The organism is Micromonospora sp. NPDC049089 (assembly GCF_040648775.1).
Classification (GTDB): domain Bacteria; phylum Actinomycetota; class Actinomycetes; order Mycobacteriales; family Micromonosporaceae; genus Micromonospora.
Genome location: NZ_JBEZEH010000195.1, coordinates 1 through 14,013, shown reverse-complemented (window position 1 = coordinate 14,013; position 14,013 = coordinate 1). Strand labels below are relative to the sequence as shown.

Genomic DNA, 14,013 nt, shown 5'->3' with positions numbered 1-14,013 from the left:
GCGACGGCGGCGGCGGGTGCGACTCAGGCCAGGTTCGACGACCGGGGGTACGCGTCGGTCGGGTCGGTGAGCACGTTCACCAGGTACGGCACTCCGGAGTCGAACGCCCGCTGGAGCGCCGGGCCCAGGTCGGCCGCCTTGGCGACCGTCTCCCCCGCACCGCCGAGCGCGCTGACCACCGTGTCGTACCGCAGCTCCGGCTGGAGGTCGGCGGCGACGTCGTAGCCGTACATGGCACGCATCGGGTGCTTCTCCAGCCCCCAGATGCCGTTGTTGCCGACGACGATCACCACCGGCAGCTTCTGGCGGACCAGCGACTCGACGTCCATCAGCGAGAAGCCCGCCGCGCCGTCGCCCATCAGCACGCAGATCTGCCGGTCCGGGTGGCTGACCCGGGCCCCCATCGCGTAACCCATGCCGGTGCCCAGGCAGCCGTACGGGCCCGGGTCCAGCCACGTGCCGGGCTGGGCCGGCTCCAGGTACCGCCCGGCGTACGACACGAAGTCGCCGCCGTCGCCGATGGTGATCGCGTCCGGGGCGAGCGCCCGACGCAGCTCGCCGTAGATCCGGGCCGGGCGGATCGGGTCGGTCTCGGCGGCCATCTCCGCGGCGTCCCGAGCCTTCGCCGCGTCCTCGGCCACCCGCAGGTCGGCGATCCAGTCGGAGTGGTCGGCCCGGTCACCGGAGTGATCGGCCAGCGCGGAGAGGATCAGGCGCAGGTCACCGGCGGGTGCGGCGGCCGGCTGCACGTGCGTCGCCCGCTGGCTGGGGGCGTCGACAATGTGCACCACCTTGGCGTCACCGAAGTCACCGAAGCTGAGCCGGAAGTCCAGCGGAGTGCCCACCACCACGACCACGTCGGCGCCGGAGAGCGCGGCCCGTCGGGCCTTGGCGAACGCCAGCGGGTGCTCCGGCGGGAGCGAGCCGCGACCCATGCCGTTGGTGAAGACCGGCACCTGCAACGCCTCGGCCGCCTCGCGCAGCGCGGCGACCGCGTCGCCCGCGTACACGTCGGAGCCGGCGATGATGACCGGCCGCTGCGCCCCGGCGATGAGCAACGCCGCGCGGCCGACCTCCTCCGGGTCCGGGGCGATCGGGTCGACACCCGTCACGGTGGGCAGCTCGGCCTCCGCGACCGAGAAGACCGTCTCCAGCGGGAAGTCGAGGAAGGCCGGGCCCCGGTGCGGGGTGAGCGCGGCGTTCAGCGCCGCACCCACAGCACGCGGGATGTCGTCGGTGCTGAACACCGTCTCGGCGTGCTTGGTGACCGGGGCGACCAGCGGCAGGTGGTCCATCTCCTGGAGGCTGCCCGAGCCCCAGCGGAACGCGGGCGCACGCCCGCCGAGCACCAGCACCGGCGAGGCGTTGAAGAACGCGCTGGTCATGCCGGAGATGCCGTTGGTGACACCGGGCCCTGCGGTGAGCACGGCGAGGCCGGGGCGGCGCTGGAGCTTGGCCACGGCCTCGGCGGCGAAGACCGCGGACTGCTCGTGCCGGACGTCGTAGATCGGGAAGTCGGTCTTGTACGCGGCGTCGTAGAGCGGGAAGACGTGCCCGCCGGACAGCGTGAACATCTCCCGTACGCCGTGCGCGCGTAGTGCCGCGAGCGCCAACTCGCCGCCGTGACCCTCGATCCGCTCCGTCATCCGCCGCTCCCCTTCGTTCCTTGTGACCGACGCCCCACGCTACTGGCCGGTAGGAACAATGTGAACTGTTCTCGACTAATAGTCAGCGGCCGGTGAAGCCCGGCTTGCGCTTCTCGACGAAGGCCGCCATGCCCTCGCGCCGGTCGTCGGTGGCGAACAGCGCCGCGAAGAGCTGGCTCTCCCAGGCGAGGCCCGAGTTCAGGTCCATGTCCAGGCCGCCGTCGACCGCCAGCTTCGCCGCCCGCAGCGCCTGCACCGGGCCCGTCAGGTACGGCTTCACGTAGGCGACAGCGGCCTCGTAGACCTCGGCGGCCGGGACCACCCGGTCGGCCAGGCCGATCCGCAGGGCCTCCTCGGCGTCGACCATCCGGCCCGTCATGATCAGATCCTTGGCGCGGGCCGGGCCGACCAGGCGGGCCAGCCGCTGGGTGCCGCCGGCACCCGGGATGATGCCGAGCTTGATCTCCGGCTGGCCGAGCTTGGCGTCCTCGGCGACGATCCGCCAGTCACAGGCCAACGCCAGCTCACAGCCGCCACCGAGGGCGTACCCGGTGATCGCGGCGACCACCGGCTTGGGGATCCGGGCGATCGCGCCGAGCGCGCTGGACAGGTTCGCCGCCCGGTCGGCCATGTCCACGTAGGACATGTCAGCCATCTGCTTGATGTCGGCGCCGGCGGCGAAGACCTTCTCCCCGCCGTACACGATGACCGCGTGGACCTCGGGATCGGCGGTGGCCGCCGTCGCAGCGGCGCGCAACTCCTCCTGCACCTGGGTGTTGAGCGCGTTCATCGGCGGCCGCTCCAGCCGGATCGTGCCGATGCCGTCAGTGGTCTCCAGCCGAACGAACTCGCCCACGCTGCCCTCACTTCCTCGTCGAAGTCGCGTGCCAACCTTACGACCCGGCTCGTTTGGGTAAGTAGTGTGGTGTCAGCCCCGTGGGCGGGAGTCCAGCCATGATCACGTATTACGACGACAGGTCGGTGCAGGTCACCTCCACCACCCTTCGCGTGGACGGTCGCAGCTACAAGCTGGCCGACATCACCATGATCTGGCACCGCCGGGGCACCCGCTCCTGGCGTGTGCTGGTGGGGCGGGGCGCGCTCGGCGCTGCGCTCGCCGGCCCGCTGGTCGCGGCGGTGCTCGGCATCGGCGTGGCCGTCTGGCTGCACCGCTCCCCCACCGTGACGATCGCGATCGTCGGCGCGTCGGTGCTGGTCGGCCTGGCCGTCGGGCCGGTCGCCGACTTCCTCTTCGAACACCTGGACCGCTCGTACGCCCGGGGCAGCCGCCAACTGGAGATCTGGGCCCGTTGGCGGGGCCAGCCGGTGCGTCTGCTGCACACCGGTGACGCGCTGCGCTTCGGGCAGATCTACCGGGCGGTGCAACGCGCGGTGGAGCACAGCCAGCCGGCCCACCCCGTCACGCGCCGCTAGCCAGTCTGTCCCGTTTGAGGCACGGGCACGGCGGACCGCACGGGCACGGGCACGGCCGGACTCGGCGAGGTTTGCCCCCCGGTGGTTAGGCTTAGTGATGACCCTCTATTACCGGGACGACACGGTGCAGGTGACCTCCGAGTCGATCCGGGCGGGTGGTCACGTGATCGCCCTGTCCGACGTGACGTTCGTCTGGCACGCACGGGGGCAGAAAACCCTCGCCGTACGCGGCCGTGTGCTGGGGCGCGGTGTCCTGGTCCTGCTGCTCTCGCTGCCGCCGCTGGTCGCCGTGGTCTGCGTGCTGTCGTTGGCCTGGTCGGCTCAGGATCGAGGCAACTGGCAGCTGGCGCTGATCATCCTGGCCGCCTGCGCGGCGGGGGCGCTCGCGCTGGCACCGTTCCTGGAGATTCCCCTCGGCTGGCTGGACCGCTCCTACGAGCGCGGCAGCCACGTGCACGAGTTGTGGGTGCAGCACCACGGCCGGGAGGACCTGCTGGTGCGCACCCCGGACGCGCTACGGTTCGGGCAGATCTACCGGGCCGTGCAGCGCGCCGTCGAACAACAGGGGGACCACCGATGACCACCCGCCGCCGCGAGGCCGTCGCCCTGGCCGGCCTGCTCGCGACGGCCGGCGTCACCCATCTGGTACGCCCCGGCGTCTACGACCCGATCGTGCCGCGTGCGCTGCCCGGACCGCCCCGTTTCTGGACGTACGCCAGCGGGGTCGCCGAACTGGTGGTGGCTGCGGCTGTCGCGAACCCGGCCACCCGGCGGGCCGGTGGCCGGGCAGCCGCCGCCCTCTTCGTCGCCGTCCTACCGGCGAACGTCAAGATGGCCGTGGACTGGCGGCGCCGACGCCCGGCACAGCGGGCCATCGCGTACGGCCGGGTGCCGTTGCAGGTGCCGCTGATCTGGTGGGCGCTGCGGGTGGCCCGCGCCGACACCGCCGGTCGACAGTCACGCTGACCTGCTCCGACGGGCGGTTGTGGCACGGCCGACGCACACTTGACCCCATGGCGATTCCCCTCCCCACCCCGACTGCGGTGGTCGGTCTGACCCGCTACGCCCTCGACCAGGCGCTCGGCTCGGCCGCCTCGATGGCCGCCGTGCCCGCCCGCGCGTTCGCCGTGCTCGACGGGGTGGAGCAGCTGCTGGCCCGGATCAACGGCGTGGTCGACCGGATCGAGACGACCCTGGATCGGACCGACCAGGTGCTCACCGACGCCGAGGGCGCGGTTCGCGAGGTGGCCGTCATCAGCGCCGCCGCGACCACCGCCATCGACACGGCCACCGAGGTGGCAACGGCCGCCGCCGCTGTGGTCGCCGAGGCCGACCGGGTCTCTCGGACGGCGGCCACGGTGGTCGCCGCAGCCGACCGTGTCGCGAACCGCGCCTCCACCACTGTGGGTACCGCGACGGAGGCCGCCGCCACCGCGGCCGAGTTGCTGGCGGCGTACGAGCCGGCGCTGCGCCGGGCCGCACCGATGGCCGAGCGGTTCGTCGGGGAGCTGAGCCATGAGGAGATCACCGCTGCGATCCATTTGATCGACGAGCTGCCCAAGCTCCGGGAGCATCTGACGGCGGACATCCTGCCGATCCTGGCCACGCTGGACCGGGTCGGCCCGGACCTGCACGACCTGCTCGACGTCACCCGTGACCTCAAGCTCGCCGTGGCCGGCATCCCCGGGCTGGGCATGCTGCGCCGCCGCGGCGAGAAGCTCGCCGACGAGCCGGTGGGGTGAACGCCGGCCCGCCCGTGCCGTGGATCAGCAGTCGCAGGTGATCGTCGTGGCGGGCGCGGTGAGGTCATCGACCGGTCGTCGGGTCAGCCCGGCCTCCGTCACCACCGGCAGCCCCTCCCTGACCCAGTATTCGAACCCGCCGAGCATCTCCTTCACGGGATGGCCCAGCTGGGCGAACTCCAGCGCCGCCCGGGTCGCGCCGTTGCAGCCGGGACCCCAGCAGTAGGTCACGACCGCCGACCCCGGCGGGATCAGATCCGCCGCCCGGGTCGCGATCTCAGCGGTGGGCAGGTGCACCGCGCCGGGGAGGTGCCCCTGCGCCCAGGCGGCCGCGCCTCGGGAGTCGACGACCACCAGACCCGGGGTACGTGCCGACAGGTCGGCGTGCACATCACTGACGTCGGTCTCGACGCTGAGCCGATTGCGGAACCAGGCGGCGGCGGTGGCCGGATCGGGCTGCGGAACGGCGAAGGTGAAGGTCATGCACCGATCCTCGCCGGGGCCCGACCACGGGACGAGTGGCGGGAACGACATCCTGCGCTAACATCCCGCCATGCCGATCCCGACGGCCACCACGACCGGTCCGCGCCCGCTCCCCGCGCCTCGACGACCGGCGGCCGCGCACCGGGTCGCCGTGCTCGCGTACCCGGGGATGTCGGTGTTCGAGACCGGGATCGTGACCGAGGTGTTCGGACTGGCCCGGCCCGAATTCGACGTCGACTGGTACGACCTCGTGGTCTGCGCCGAGCGGCCGGGGCCGGTGCCGGTGGTCGGCGGGGCGAGCCTGCACACCCCGTACGGCCTGGCCGAGCTGGCGGCGGCGCGGACGGTGATCGTGCCCGGCGTACCGGACGTGACCGCTGACCCGTCGCCCGAGCTGGTGACCGCGCTGGGTGAGGCGCACCGGCGCGGGGCCCGGATCATGTCGATCTGCTCGGGCGCGTTCGCGCTGGCGGGGGCGGGCCTCCTGGACGGCCGCCGGGCCACTACCCACTGGCGGTACGCGGAGCTGCTGGCGCGGCGCTACCCACTGGTCGAGGTGGACCCGGACGTGCTCTACCTCGATGACGGCGACCTGCTCACCAGTGCCGGCAGCGCAGCCGGGCTGGACCTCTGCGTACACGTGATCCGGCGTGATCACGGCGCGGCGATCGCCAACGCGGTCGCCCGACGACTGGTGATCCCGCCGCACCGCGACGGCGGGCAGGCCCAGTTCGTCGAGGCGCCGGTGCCCGCCGACCCGGCCGACGACCGGATCGCGGTCAGCCTCGACTGGGCACTCGCCCACCTCGCCGAGCCGCTGAGCGTCGCCCAGCTCGCCGACCGGGCGCACATGTCGTCCCGCACGTACCTGCGGCATTTCGCCCGAGCCACCGGCACCAGCCCGATCCGTTGGCTGGTCGAGCAGCGGGTCCGCGCCAGCCTGGCACTGCTGGAGGAGACCGACGCCGCTGTCGAGCAGGTCGCCCGCGCCGTGGGCTTCGACACCCCGGCGACCTACCGCCACCACTTCGGCCGGGTCATGCTGACCTCACCGTCGGCGTACCGCCGGGCCTTTCGCACCGGCGTCGGCGAGCGGGCGTGACACGCCGCGACCGTCGGGCCGGCTCGGTGCGCGAGCAACGGGGTCAGGCCGGCGCGTACAGCTCGTCGATCTCGGCGCGTTGCGGCAGCGCCACCGAGGCGCCGAGCTTGCGGACGCAGGCAGCGCCGGCCGCCGACGCCCAGCGCACCGCGTCGACCAGGTCGCGCCCTTCGCCCCAGCCGACGGCCAGCGCGGCGGTGAACGCGTCACCGGCGGCGGTGGAGTCGACCACGTCGACCCGTACCGCCGGCACGTGCACCTCGGTGCCGTCCCGGTCGACGTACCAGGCGCCCTCCCCGCCGAGAGTGAGCACGGCCCGGGGAGTCAGGTCGAGCAGCGCGCGCGGCTCCTCCCGACCCCGGCCGGCGAGCGCCTGCGCCTCGCCCTCGTTGACGACCAGCAGGTCCACGGCGGCGAGCAGCTCGGGTGGGAGGTCCCGCGCCGGGGCGGCGTTCAGGATGACCCTGGTGCCGGCCTCGCGGGCGGCCACCGCGGCGGCAGTCACGGTCTGCACCGGGATCTCCAGTTGCGCGACCAGGACGTCCGCCGTACGGACGGTGGTCAGCTCCTCCTCGCTGAGGCCGACCAGGGCGTCGTTCGCGCCGGGGGTGACCACGATGGCGTTGTCCCCCTGGGCGTTGACCATGACCAGCGCCACTCCCGAGGTGCCGTAGACCACGCGAAGCTGACTGGTGTCCACACCGGCCGCTGTGATGCGGGCCTTGAGGGTGACGCCGAAAGCGTCCGAGCCGATCGCGCCGAGGAAGGCACAGGAGGCGCCGGCGCGGGCCGCGGCCACGGCCTGGTTGGCGCCCTTGCCGCCGGGCACCATCACGAAGTCGGTGCCGAGCATGGTCTCGCCCTGACGAGGCAGCGCGGGTGCCATCGCGACCAGGTCCATGTTGGCGCTGCCCACCACGGCGATCCGGGTCTGCGGCACGGCCGTCTCCGCCTGTCCGGCGATCAGGCGGCGCGGGCGGTGAAGCGGTCGCCCGACCGCTCGACGACGAGTGGCAGCCCGAAGGTCTTGGAGAGGTTGTCACCGGTCAGCGTCTCGGCGAGCAGGCCCTGGGCGACCACCCCGCCCTCGCGCAGGAGCATCGCGTGGGTGAACCCGGGCGGGATCTCCTCGACGTGGTGGGTGACCAGCACCATCGCCGGGGCGTCCGGGTCGTACGCCAGCTCGGCCAGTCGGGCGACCAGGTCTTCCCGACCGCCCAGGTCGAGCCCGGCGGCGGGCTCGTCGAGCAGCAGCAGCTCCGGGTCGGTCATCAGGGCACGGGCGATCTGCACCCGCTTGCGCTCACCCTCGGAGAGAGTGCCGTAGCGGCGTTCGGCGAGACCACCGACGCCGAGTTGACTCAGTAGTGCCCGCGCCCGCGCCTCGTCGCCACGGTCGTAGTTCTCCCGCCAACGGCCGACCACCGACCAGGCGGCGGTCACCACCACGTCGCTGACCCGCTCGTCGGCGGGCAGCCGCTCGGCGATCGCGGCGGTGGTGAGCCCGATCCGGGTACGCAGCTCGTTGACGTCGGTGCGGCCGATCCGCTCGCCGAGCACGTGCGCGACACCAGTGGTGGGGTGCAGGCGACCGGCGGCAAGGTTGAGCAGTGTGGTCTTGCCGGCGCCGTTGGAGCCGAGGACGACCCACCGCTCGTCCAACTCGACACGCCAGGTCAGGTCCTCGAGGAGGGCGGTGCCGGAGCGGCGCACGCCGACGCCGTCGAGGCTGACCACCAGATCCGGGTTCACCGCACCATCCAACCACGCAGCGCCGGGGTGCCCCCCATGGGCGGCACCTCAGCCATAGGGTGAAGCGCCGTGTCATTGATCACCAAGCCCGAAGGACGACCCATGCCCAGCCGACGTACGGAGCTGCGCAGATGAGCGCGGTCATCGAGATCGAGGGTCTACGCAAGAGCTTCCGCAGCCTGCGCAGCGGCCGACGGGTGGCGGTGGACGGGTTCGACCTGCTGGTCGAGGCGGGCCAGGTCCACGGCTTCCTGGGCCCCAACGGCTCGGGCAAGACCACCACCCTGCGGGCCCTGCTCGGGCTGGTACGCGCCGACAGCGGCCGAATGATGGTGCTCGGCGAACCGTCGCCGGAGTTGCTGCCCCGGGTGGCGGGTCAGGTCGGCGCCATCGTGGAGAGCCCGCAGTTCTTCGGCAACTTCACCGGCTACCGGACGCTGCGGCTGTTGGCCCGCGCCGGTGGTGTGCCGGTCTCGCGGGTGGACGAGGTGCTGGATCTGGTGGGCCTGCACGACCGGGGCGATGAGCGGGTGAAGGGCTACTCGCTGGGCATGAAGCAGCGTCTGGCGGTGGCGTCCGCGCTGTTGAAGGACCCGCGTCTGCTCATCCTGGACGAGCCGGCGAACGGGCTGGACCCGGCGGGCATCCGGGAGATGCGGGACCTGATGCGGTCGCTGGCGGCCAACGGGGTGACAGTGCTGGTGTCCAGTCACATCCTGGGCGAGATCCAGCTGATCTGCGACCACGTCACGATCATCTCCCGGGGGCGGCGGGTCGCGACCGGTCGGGTGGACGAGGTGCTGGCGGGCCACGACCGGCACGAGTTCCTGGTCCGGGTGGCCGAACCGGAGCGGGCCGTCGAGCTGCTGCACGCGGCCGACCTGACGGCGGTGCTGGACGGCGGAGCGTTGGTGGTGAGCGGGGTGAGCGACCCGACGGCGATCAGCCGGGTGCTCGGTGAGCAGGGTCTGTGGGTGGGCGAGCTGACGCCGCTGCGGCCGGATCTGGAGAGCGTCTTCCTGGAGCTGACCGGGGCGTACGAGCATCCGTCGGTGCCCCGGCAGGTCGGCGACCCGGCGCTGCCGCAGGACGAAGCTGTGATCGACCTCGATCGGGGAGTGGACGCGTGAACCTGGTGCGTGCCGAGTTGGAGCGACTGTCCGCGCGTCGCTTCGTGCAGCTCATGGTCGTCCTGTTGGCGTTGGCGTTCGCCGTCACGGCGGCGACCACCCTTGCCGGCTCCCACAAACCGAGCGTCAGTGAGTTGAACTCGGCGCGGACGCAGGCCGCCGAGGCGCGGCGTGACCTGGAGGCCACCCACCAGGAGTGCCTGGCCCGCCAGGACGGCACCTCGACCTCCGATTCGGACAGGTACTTCCCCAGCGACTGCTCCGAGATCGACCCGATCCGGCAGGACCGGCTGCCGATCGCCGCCGACTTCCTGCCGGGTGTGTTCACCTTCGCCGAGCAGGCCGAACCGCTGCTGTACTTCCTCATCGCGTTCCTGGTGTTGTTCGGGTTCCTGGTCGGCGCCTCCTACATCGGCGCGGACCTGACCTCGGGCGGGGTGGTGAACCTGCTGCTCTGGCGACCGCGCCGGTTGACGGTGCTCGCGACCAAGCTGGGCACCCTGCTCGGCGCGGTGCTGGTCCTGGCCCTGCTGGCGTCGGTGGTCTATCTCGCCACGTTCTGGGTGATCGGGCAGGCTTTCGGGTTGCCGGGCCGGCTGGACGGCGACTTCTGGCGCTCACTCGGCGCGGTGCACGGCCGTGGCCTGGTGCTGGTGCTGCTGGCCTCCGCGCTGGGCTTCGCGATCGCCACGCTGGGTCGGCACACGTCCGCGGCGCTCGGCGCGCTCGCCGCGTACGCGGTGGTCTGGGAGTTGGGTGGCCGAGTGGTCCTGGAGATCATCGACGCGCGGAAGTCGGACCTGTTCATGCTGTCCAGTCACATCGGGGCGTGGCTCAACGGCGAGGCGCGGTTCTATGACGAACAGGTCTGCCGGGGCAGCGGCCAACTCCCCTACTGCGACGGTTTCTACACGGTGACCTGGCTGCCGGCGCTGTTGGTGCTGCTGGCGATCACCGGCGGTCTGACCGCGGCGGCGTTCGCCGTGTTCCGTCGCCGCGACCTGATCTGAGTCGAGGCCGTCGGGTCGCCCCGGTCCGGGCGGCCCGACGGAACGGCCGAGCCGACGCCTGGCAGGAGCTTGCAAGCTGCGGGCGTGCGGTGAAATATTCCTTCACATGACCGCCGCAGCGGGCTCAGCCGACGGTGGAGCCGAACACCTCGTCGCGTACGGCGTTCAGGGCGGTGCGCAGCGCGCCGTGCAGGATCGGCTCCTCGGTCAACCCGGTCGGCACCACTCGTGGCTGGACCAGGGTGATCGCGGCGACCTCCTGCTGCACCCGGTCGGCGAGCGCCGCGCCACCGGCCTGGCCCACCTCGCCGGCGAGCACGACCAGCGGCGGGTCCAGCACCACGCAGGTGCTGGCCACGCCGAGCGCGAGCCGACGGGCCAGTTCGTCGAGCATCGGGCCGCCGTCAGCGCCGGCCGCGACGGCCGCGCGGACCGCCTCGGCGGCGTCGGCGTCCGGGTAGCCGTGCTCGCGGGCCACCGCGCGCACCGAGTCCGCACCGATCAGCTGCTGGAAGGCCGGCTTGGCGCGACGCGAGACGTCGCGCGGGATGGGCGCGCCGGGCACCGGAAGGTAGCCGATCTCGCCAGCGGCACCGCTGCTGCCGTGGTGCAACCGCCCGCCCAGCATGATCGCCAGGCCGACGCCGGCGCCCACCCAGACCAGCACGAAGTCCGACAGCCCCCGCGCCGCGCCGGACTGCGCCTCGGCCACGGCGGCCAGGTTGACGTCGTTCTCGAAGACCACAGGTGTGTGCAGGTCGTCCCGCAACGCGGCGAGCAGACCGCTGTGCCAGCGCGGCAGGTTGAAGGCGAAGGTGATGTCGCCGGTGCCGGGGTCGACCAGGCCCGGTGTGCCGAGCACGATCCGTCGTACGCTGCTCAGCTGCGCCTGGGCGCTGCTCGCCGCCTGCACGACGGCGTTGTGCACCACGCCCACCGGGTCGTCGGTGTCCCGGGTCGACTGCTCCACCCGGCCGATGACCGCGCCGGTGATGTCGGCGCACGCGGCCACCACCCGGTCCGGCCCGACGTCCACGCCGACGACGTGCGCGCTGCTCGGGCGGACGGCGTAGAGCTGGGCGTTCGGCCCCCGCCCGCCGGCCTGCTCGCCGACCCGCGCGACGAGGCCGCGCTCCTCCAACCGCTCGACAAGTTGCGAGGCGGTGACCTTCGACAGACCGGTCAGCTCGCCGAGTCGAGCCCGGGTCAGCGGGCCGCGTTCGAGGAGCAGTTCCAGCGCGGCACGGTCGTTGAGCGCCCGCAACAGACGGGGGGTGCCGGGCAGCCGGGTCGCACTCATGACACGTCCTCTAGTTTTAGTAAACTTTGCTAACTGTAAACCGACCTGCGAACGGGTAGCCGTAGCGTAACGGTCACCCGACGGTGGGACGCTCGGCCGAGTCGGCAGGGCCACGACCACCACCGGTACGACGTTTCGTACCCGCGGGGGCACCGAAGGGGGAAACACGTGGGGTTGGATCCAGGACTGCGCCGGCTGGCGTTGGGCACGCTGCTGGCCGCGTACCCGGGACCGGTTCCGCCGGACTGGGCGGTCGACCTACTGGCCGACGGGCTGGCCGGGCACACCCTGTTCGGCACCAACGTGCACGACCCCGCGCAGGTGGCGGCGAGCACCGCCGCACTGCGCACCGGTCGACCCGACGCGCTGATCGCGATCGACGAGGAGGGTGGCGACGTGACCCGGCTGGCGCACGCCACCGGCAGCCCGTACCCCGGCAACGCCGCCCTGGGTGCGATCGGCGACGTGGCCCTCACCCGACGGGTCTACCAGTCGATCGGCGCCGAACTGGCAGCGCTCGGCATCACCGTCAACCTCGCCCCCACTGTCGACGTCAACACCGCCGACGACAACCCGGTGATCGGCACCCGGTCCTTCGGCGCGGATCCGGTGCGGGTGGCCGCCCACTCGGCCGCCGCCGTGGCCGGGTTGCAGGCCGCCGGCGTGGCCGCCTGCGCCAAGCACTTCCCCGGGCACGGTGCCACTGTCACCGACTCCCACCACGAACTGCCCACAGTGGATGCTCCGCTGAGCCTGCTCCGCCAGCGGGACCTGCCGCCGTTCGCGGCCATCGTCGCCGCCGGGGCGCGCGCCGTGATGACCGCCCACATCCGGGTTCCGGCGCTCACCGGCGCCGACCCGGCCACCTTCAGCCGAGCCGTCCTGGTCGACCTGTTGCGCACCGAGTACGGCTTCACCGGCACCGTCATCACCGACGCGCTGGAGATGAAGGGTGCCGCGGTGGCGGCCGGTGGGGTCGGGCCGGCTGCGGTCCGGGCCCTGAGCGCGGGCGCCGACCTGCTCTGCATCGGCGCGAAGGTCGACGCCGAGCTGGTCGAGCGGGTGGCCGCCGAGATCGTCGACGCGCTCGCCGACGGCCGGCTGGCGAGGCCGCGGGTCGAGGAGGCGGCCGGCCGCGCCGCCAATCTCGCCGCCTGGACCCGGGCCGCCAGCGGGTCACCGGTCACCGGCGACACCGAGCTGGGGTACGCGGCAGCGCGCCGAGCGGTCCGGGTGGACGGCCTGCTCACCGGCCTGGACCAGCCACTTGTGGTGCAACTGCACACCGAGTCGACGATCGCCGAGGGGCGGGTTCCGTGGGGCCTCGGTCCGCACCTGGACGGGGTGTCGGAGATCCGGGTGATCGCCACCGAAACCGACCCGGCCACGCTGCGCGGACTGGCGGGCGACCGTCCCATCGTCCTGGTCGGACGACACCTGCACCGGCTGCCCGGCGGCCCGGACCTGATCGCCGACCTGGCGGCCCAGCACCCCGTGACAGTGGTGGAGATGGGCTGGCCGGCACAGTGGCGGCCCGTTGGCGTCCGCGCCTTCGTTACCACCTACGGCGCGAGCCACGCCAACGGTCGCGCGGCGGCCGAGGTGCTCGGCCTGGCCGGCTGAGCCACGGCGCTCTCCGGCCGGGCTGAAAAGCTCGGCCGGATGGCGCGCTCCGGCACCGCACCGAAGTGTCCACAGTCACTGGTCGCCACTTCTTGAACATGTTCAACATCGGCCCTAGTCTGATGACGTCGGTAGTTGAACACGTTCAAGAAGGGCGTCCACATGGACATCAAGGTCTGGATGTACGTGATCTACCTCGCGGTCAGCGTCGGCCTGACCATCTGGGTGGCTCGAGCACTGTCCCGCAACGGGCAGGTCTTCCTGGAGGAGGTGTTCGCCGAGGAACGACTCGCCCGGGCCGTCAACAGCCTCCTGGTGGTCGGCTTCTACCTGCTCAACCTCGGCTACGTCACGGTGGCGATGAAGCACCCCGACCCGGTCGATTCGACCAGCCAGGCCATGGAGGAGCTGTCTCTCAAGATCGGCTTGGTGCTGCTGGTGCTCGGCGCGCTGCACTTCTTCAACGTCTTCGCGCTCGGCCGCTACCGCCGGAACCGACTCCGCCAACTCGCCACCCACCCCCCGCTCGCCCCGATCGGCCGACTCCCCATGCCGTCCGCCCCTCCCGGATCGCAGTTGGTCGGCGCGTACCCGGGCGGACCACAGCCGACCGGTGCACACCCGGCAGGACCCCCGCCGGCTGGCCCGCAACCGGGCGTCGGCCCGACGAACAACCCACAAGCCCGATGACCGCGCCCCCGACCGGTGGCGGCGGTCGGCTCCCGGATCCCCCCGGGCGCGGGGGGGGTGGGGTGCGGGGGGTGGGCGTGCTGTTGGACGCCGCCGGCCGG

The 14,013-nt window shown here is 72.6% G+C and carries 15 protein-coding genes; 9 read left to right on the top strand and 6 right to left on the bottom strand.

Going from position 1 to position 14,013, the window contains the following annotated elements; translation table 11 throughout:
- Nucleotides 1-23 precede the first annotated feature (23 nt).
- Both AB0B48_RS26785 and AB0B48_RS26780 read right to left on the bottom strand, forming a co-directional pair.
- A complete protein-coding gene (locus tag AB0B48_RS26785) occupies nucleotides 24-1,646 on the bottom strand; it encodes an acetolactate synthase (RefSeq protein ID WP_357206345.1) in 1,623 nt (540 codons plus the stop codon).
- An 82-nt stretch (nucleotides 1,647-1,728) separates the two neighbouring features.
- Nucleotides 1,729-2,502 carry an enoyl-CoA hydratase-related protein gene (locus tag AB0B48_RS26780; protein ID WP_357206343.1) on the bottom strand — a complete coding sequence of 258 codons (774 nt, stop codon included), beginning with the start codon at nucleotides 2,500-2,502 and terminating at the stop codon, nucleotides 1,729-1,731.
- Between the two features lie 98 nt (nucleotides 2,503-2,600).
- Between AB0B48_RS26780 and AB0B48_RS26775 the strand changes: the two genes are divergently transcribed.
- From AB0B48_RS26775 to AB0B48_RS26760, 4 genes are all read left to right on the top strand, one after another.
- The gene (locus tag AB0B48_RS26775) at nucleotides 2,601-3,080 is read left to right on the top strand and encodes a DUF6232 family protein (protein ID WP_355005365.1); all 480 of its coding nucleotides are present in this window, start codon (nucleotides 2,601-2,603) and stop codon (nucleotides 3,078-3,080) included.
- A 97-nt stretch (nucleotides 3,081-3,177) separates the two neighbouring features.
- The gene (locus tag AB0B48_RS26770) at nucleotides 3,178-3,660 is read left to right on the top strand and encodes a DUF6232 family protein (protein WP_357206341.1); all 483 of its coding nucleotides are present in this window, start codon (nucleotides 3,178-3,180) and stop codon (nucleotides 3,658-3,660) included.
- The gene (locus tag AB0B48_RS26765; RefSeq protein ID WP_357206339.1) at nucleotides 3,657-4,046 is read left to right on the top strand and encodes a hypothetical protein; all 390 of its coding nucleotides are present in this window, start codon (nucleotides 3,657-3,659) and stop codon (nucleotides 4,044-4,046) included. Before AB0B48_RS26770 ends, AB0B48_RS26765 begins: the two co-directional genes overlap by 4 nt.
- Before the next feature lie 47 nt (nucleotides 4,047-4,093).
- On the top strand, nucleotides 4,094-4,822 hold the full coding sequence (locus AB0B48_RS26760; protein WP_357206337.1) for a hypothetical protein: 729 nt from the start codon (nucleotides 4,094-4,096) through the stop codon (nucleotides 4,820-4,822).
- 24 nt (nucleotides 4,823-4,846) lie between these two features.
- Here AB0B48_RS26760 and AB0B48_RS26755 read toward each other — a convergent pair whose 3' ends face one another.
- Nucleotides 4,847-5,305, bottom strand: a complete 459-nt coding sequence (locus AB0B48_RS26755; protein ID WP_357206335.1) for a rhodanese-like domain-containing protein — start codon at nucleotides 5,303-5,305, stop codon at nucleotides 4,847-4,849.
- A 70-nt stretch (nucleotides 5,306-5,375) separates the two neighbouring features.
- Between AB0B48_RS26755 and ftrA the strand changes: the two genes are divergently transcribed.
- Nucleotides 5,376-6,407 (top strand): transcriptional regulator FtrA, encoded by a 1,032-nt coding sequence (ftrA, locus tag AB0B48_RS26750; protein ID WP_357206333.1) that lies wholly within the window; start codon nucleotides 5,376-5,378, stop codon nucleotides 6,405-6,407.
- Between the two features lie 43 nt (nucleotides 6,408-6,450).
- Here the strand turns inward: ftrA and AB0B48_RS26745 are convergent, their stop codons facing one another.
- Both AB0B48_RS26745 and AB0B48_RS26740 read right to left on the bottom strand, forming a co-directional pair.
- Nucleotides 6,451-7,347, bottom strand: a complete 897-nt coding sequence (locus AB0B48_RS26745) for a ribokinase (RefSeq protein ID WP_357206332.1) — start codon at nucleotides 7,345-7,347, stop codon at nucleotides 6,451-6,453.
- 23 nt (nucleotides 7,348-7,370) lie between these two features.
- Nucleotides 7,371-8,171, bottom strand: coding sequence for an ABC transporter ATP-binding protein (locus AB0B48_RS26740; protein WP_357206330.1), 801 nt, complete (start codon nucleotides 8,169-8,171; stop codon nucleotides 7,371-7,373).
- A gap of 119 nt (nucleotides 8,172-8,290) precedes the next feature.
- On the opposite strand from AB0B48_RS26740, the gene AB0B48_RS26735 reads away from it, so the two are divergent.
- Together AB0B48_RS26735 and AB0B48_RS26730 are read left to right on the top strand one after the other, a co-directional pair.
- Nucleotides 8,291-9,289, top strand: coding sequence for an ATP-binding cassette domain-containing protein (locus tag AB0B48_RS26735; protein WP_357206328.1), 999 nt, complete (start codon nucleotides 8,291-8,293; stop codon nucleotides 9,287-9,289).
- Nucleotides 9,286-10,299, top strand: coding sequence for an ABC transporter permease subunit (locus AB0B48_RS26730; protein WP_357206326.1), 1,014 nt, complete (start codon nucleotides 9,286-9,288; stop codon nucleotides 10,297-10,299). The genes AB0B48_RS26735 and AB0B48_RS26730 overlap by 4 nt, the downstream gene beginning before the upstream one ends.
- A gap of 124 nt (nucleotides 10,300-10,423) precedes the next feature.
- On the opposite strand, the gene AB0B48_RS26725 is transcribed toward AB0B48_RS26730, so the two are convergent.
- Nucleotides 10,424-11,599, bottom strand: coding sequence for an ROK family transcriptional regulator (locus AB0B48_RS26725; RefSeq protein WP_357206324.1), 1,176 nt, complete (start codon nucleotides 11,597-11,599; stop codon nucleotides 10,424-10,426).
- 168 nt (nucleotides 11,600-11,767) lie between these two features.
- Between AB0B48_RS26725 and AB0B48_RS26720 the strand changes: the two genes are divergently transcribed.
- Nucleotides 11,768-13,222, top strand: coding sequence for a glycoside hydrolase family 3 N-terminal domain-containing protein (locus AB0B48_RS26720; protein ID WP_357206322.1), 1,455 nt, complete (start codon nucleotides 11,768-11,770; stop codon nucleotides 13,220-13,222).
- Nucleotides 13,223-13,357: 135 nt separating this feature from the next.
- Nucleotides 13,358-13,912 carry a hypothetical protein gene (locus tag AB0B48_RS26715; RefSeq protein ID WP_357206320.1) on the top strand — a complete coding sequence of 185 codons (555 nt, stop codon included), beginning with the start codon at nucleotides 13,358-13,360 and terminating at the stop codon, nucleotides 13,910-13,912.
- The last annotated feature ends 101 nt before the right edge of the window (nucleotides 13,913-14,013 follow it).

Coding starts and splice junctions, on each gene's coding strand:
- AB0B48_RS26785 (WP_357206345.1), bottom strand. CDS start 1,646: ATGACGGAGCGGATCGAGGGTCACGGCGGCGAGTTGGCGCTCGCGGCA.
- AB0B48_RS26775 (WP_355005365.1), top strand. CDS start 2,601: ATGATCACGTATTACGACGACAGGTCGGTGCAGGTCACCTCCACCACC.
- AB0B48_RS26770 (WP_357206341.1), top strand. CDS start 3,178: ATGACCCTCTATTACCGGGACGACACGGTGCAGGTGACCTCCGAGTCG.
- AB0B48_RS26765 (WP_357206339.1), top strand. CDS start 3,657: ATGACCACCCGCCGCCGCGAGGCCGTCGCCCTGGCCGGCCTGCTCGCG.
- AB0B48_RS26760 (WP_357206337.1), top strand. CDS start 4,094: ATGGCGATTCCCCTCCCCACCCCGACTGCGGTGGTCGGTCTGACCCGC.
- AB0B48_RS26755 (WP_357206335.1), bottom strand. CDS start 5,305: ATGACCTTCACCTTCGCCGTTCCGCAGCCCGATCCGGCCACCGCCGCC.
- ftrA (WP_357206333.1), top strand. CDS start 5,376: ATGCCGATCCCGACGGCCACCACGACCGGTCCGCGCCCGCTCCCCGCG.
- AB0B48_RS26735 (WP_357206328.1), top strand. CDS start 8,291: ATGAGCGCGGTCATCGAGATCGAGGGTCTACGCAAGAGCTTCCGCAGC.
- AB0B48_RS26725 (WP_357206324.1), bottom strand. CDS start 11,599: ATGAGTGCGACCCGGCTGCCCGGCACCCCCCGTCTGTTGCGGGCGCTC.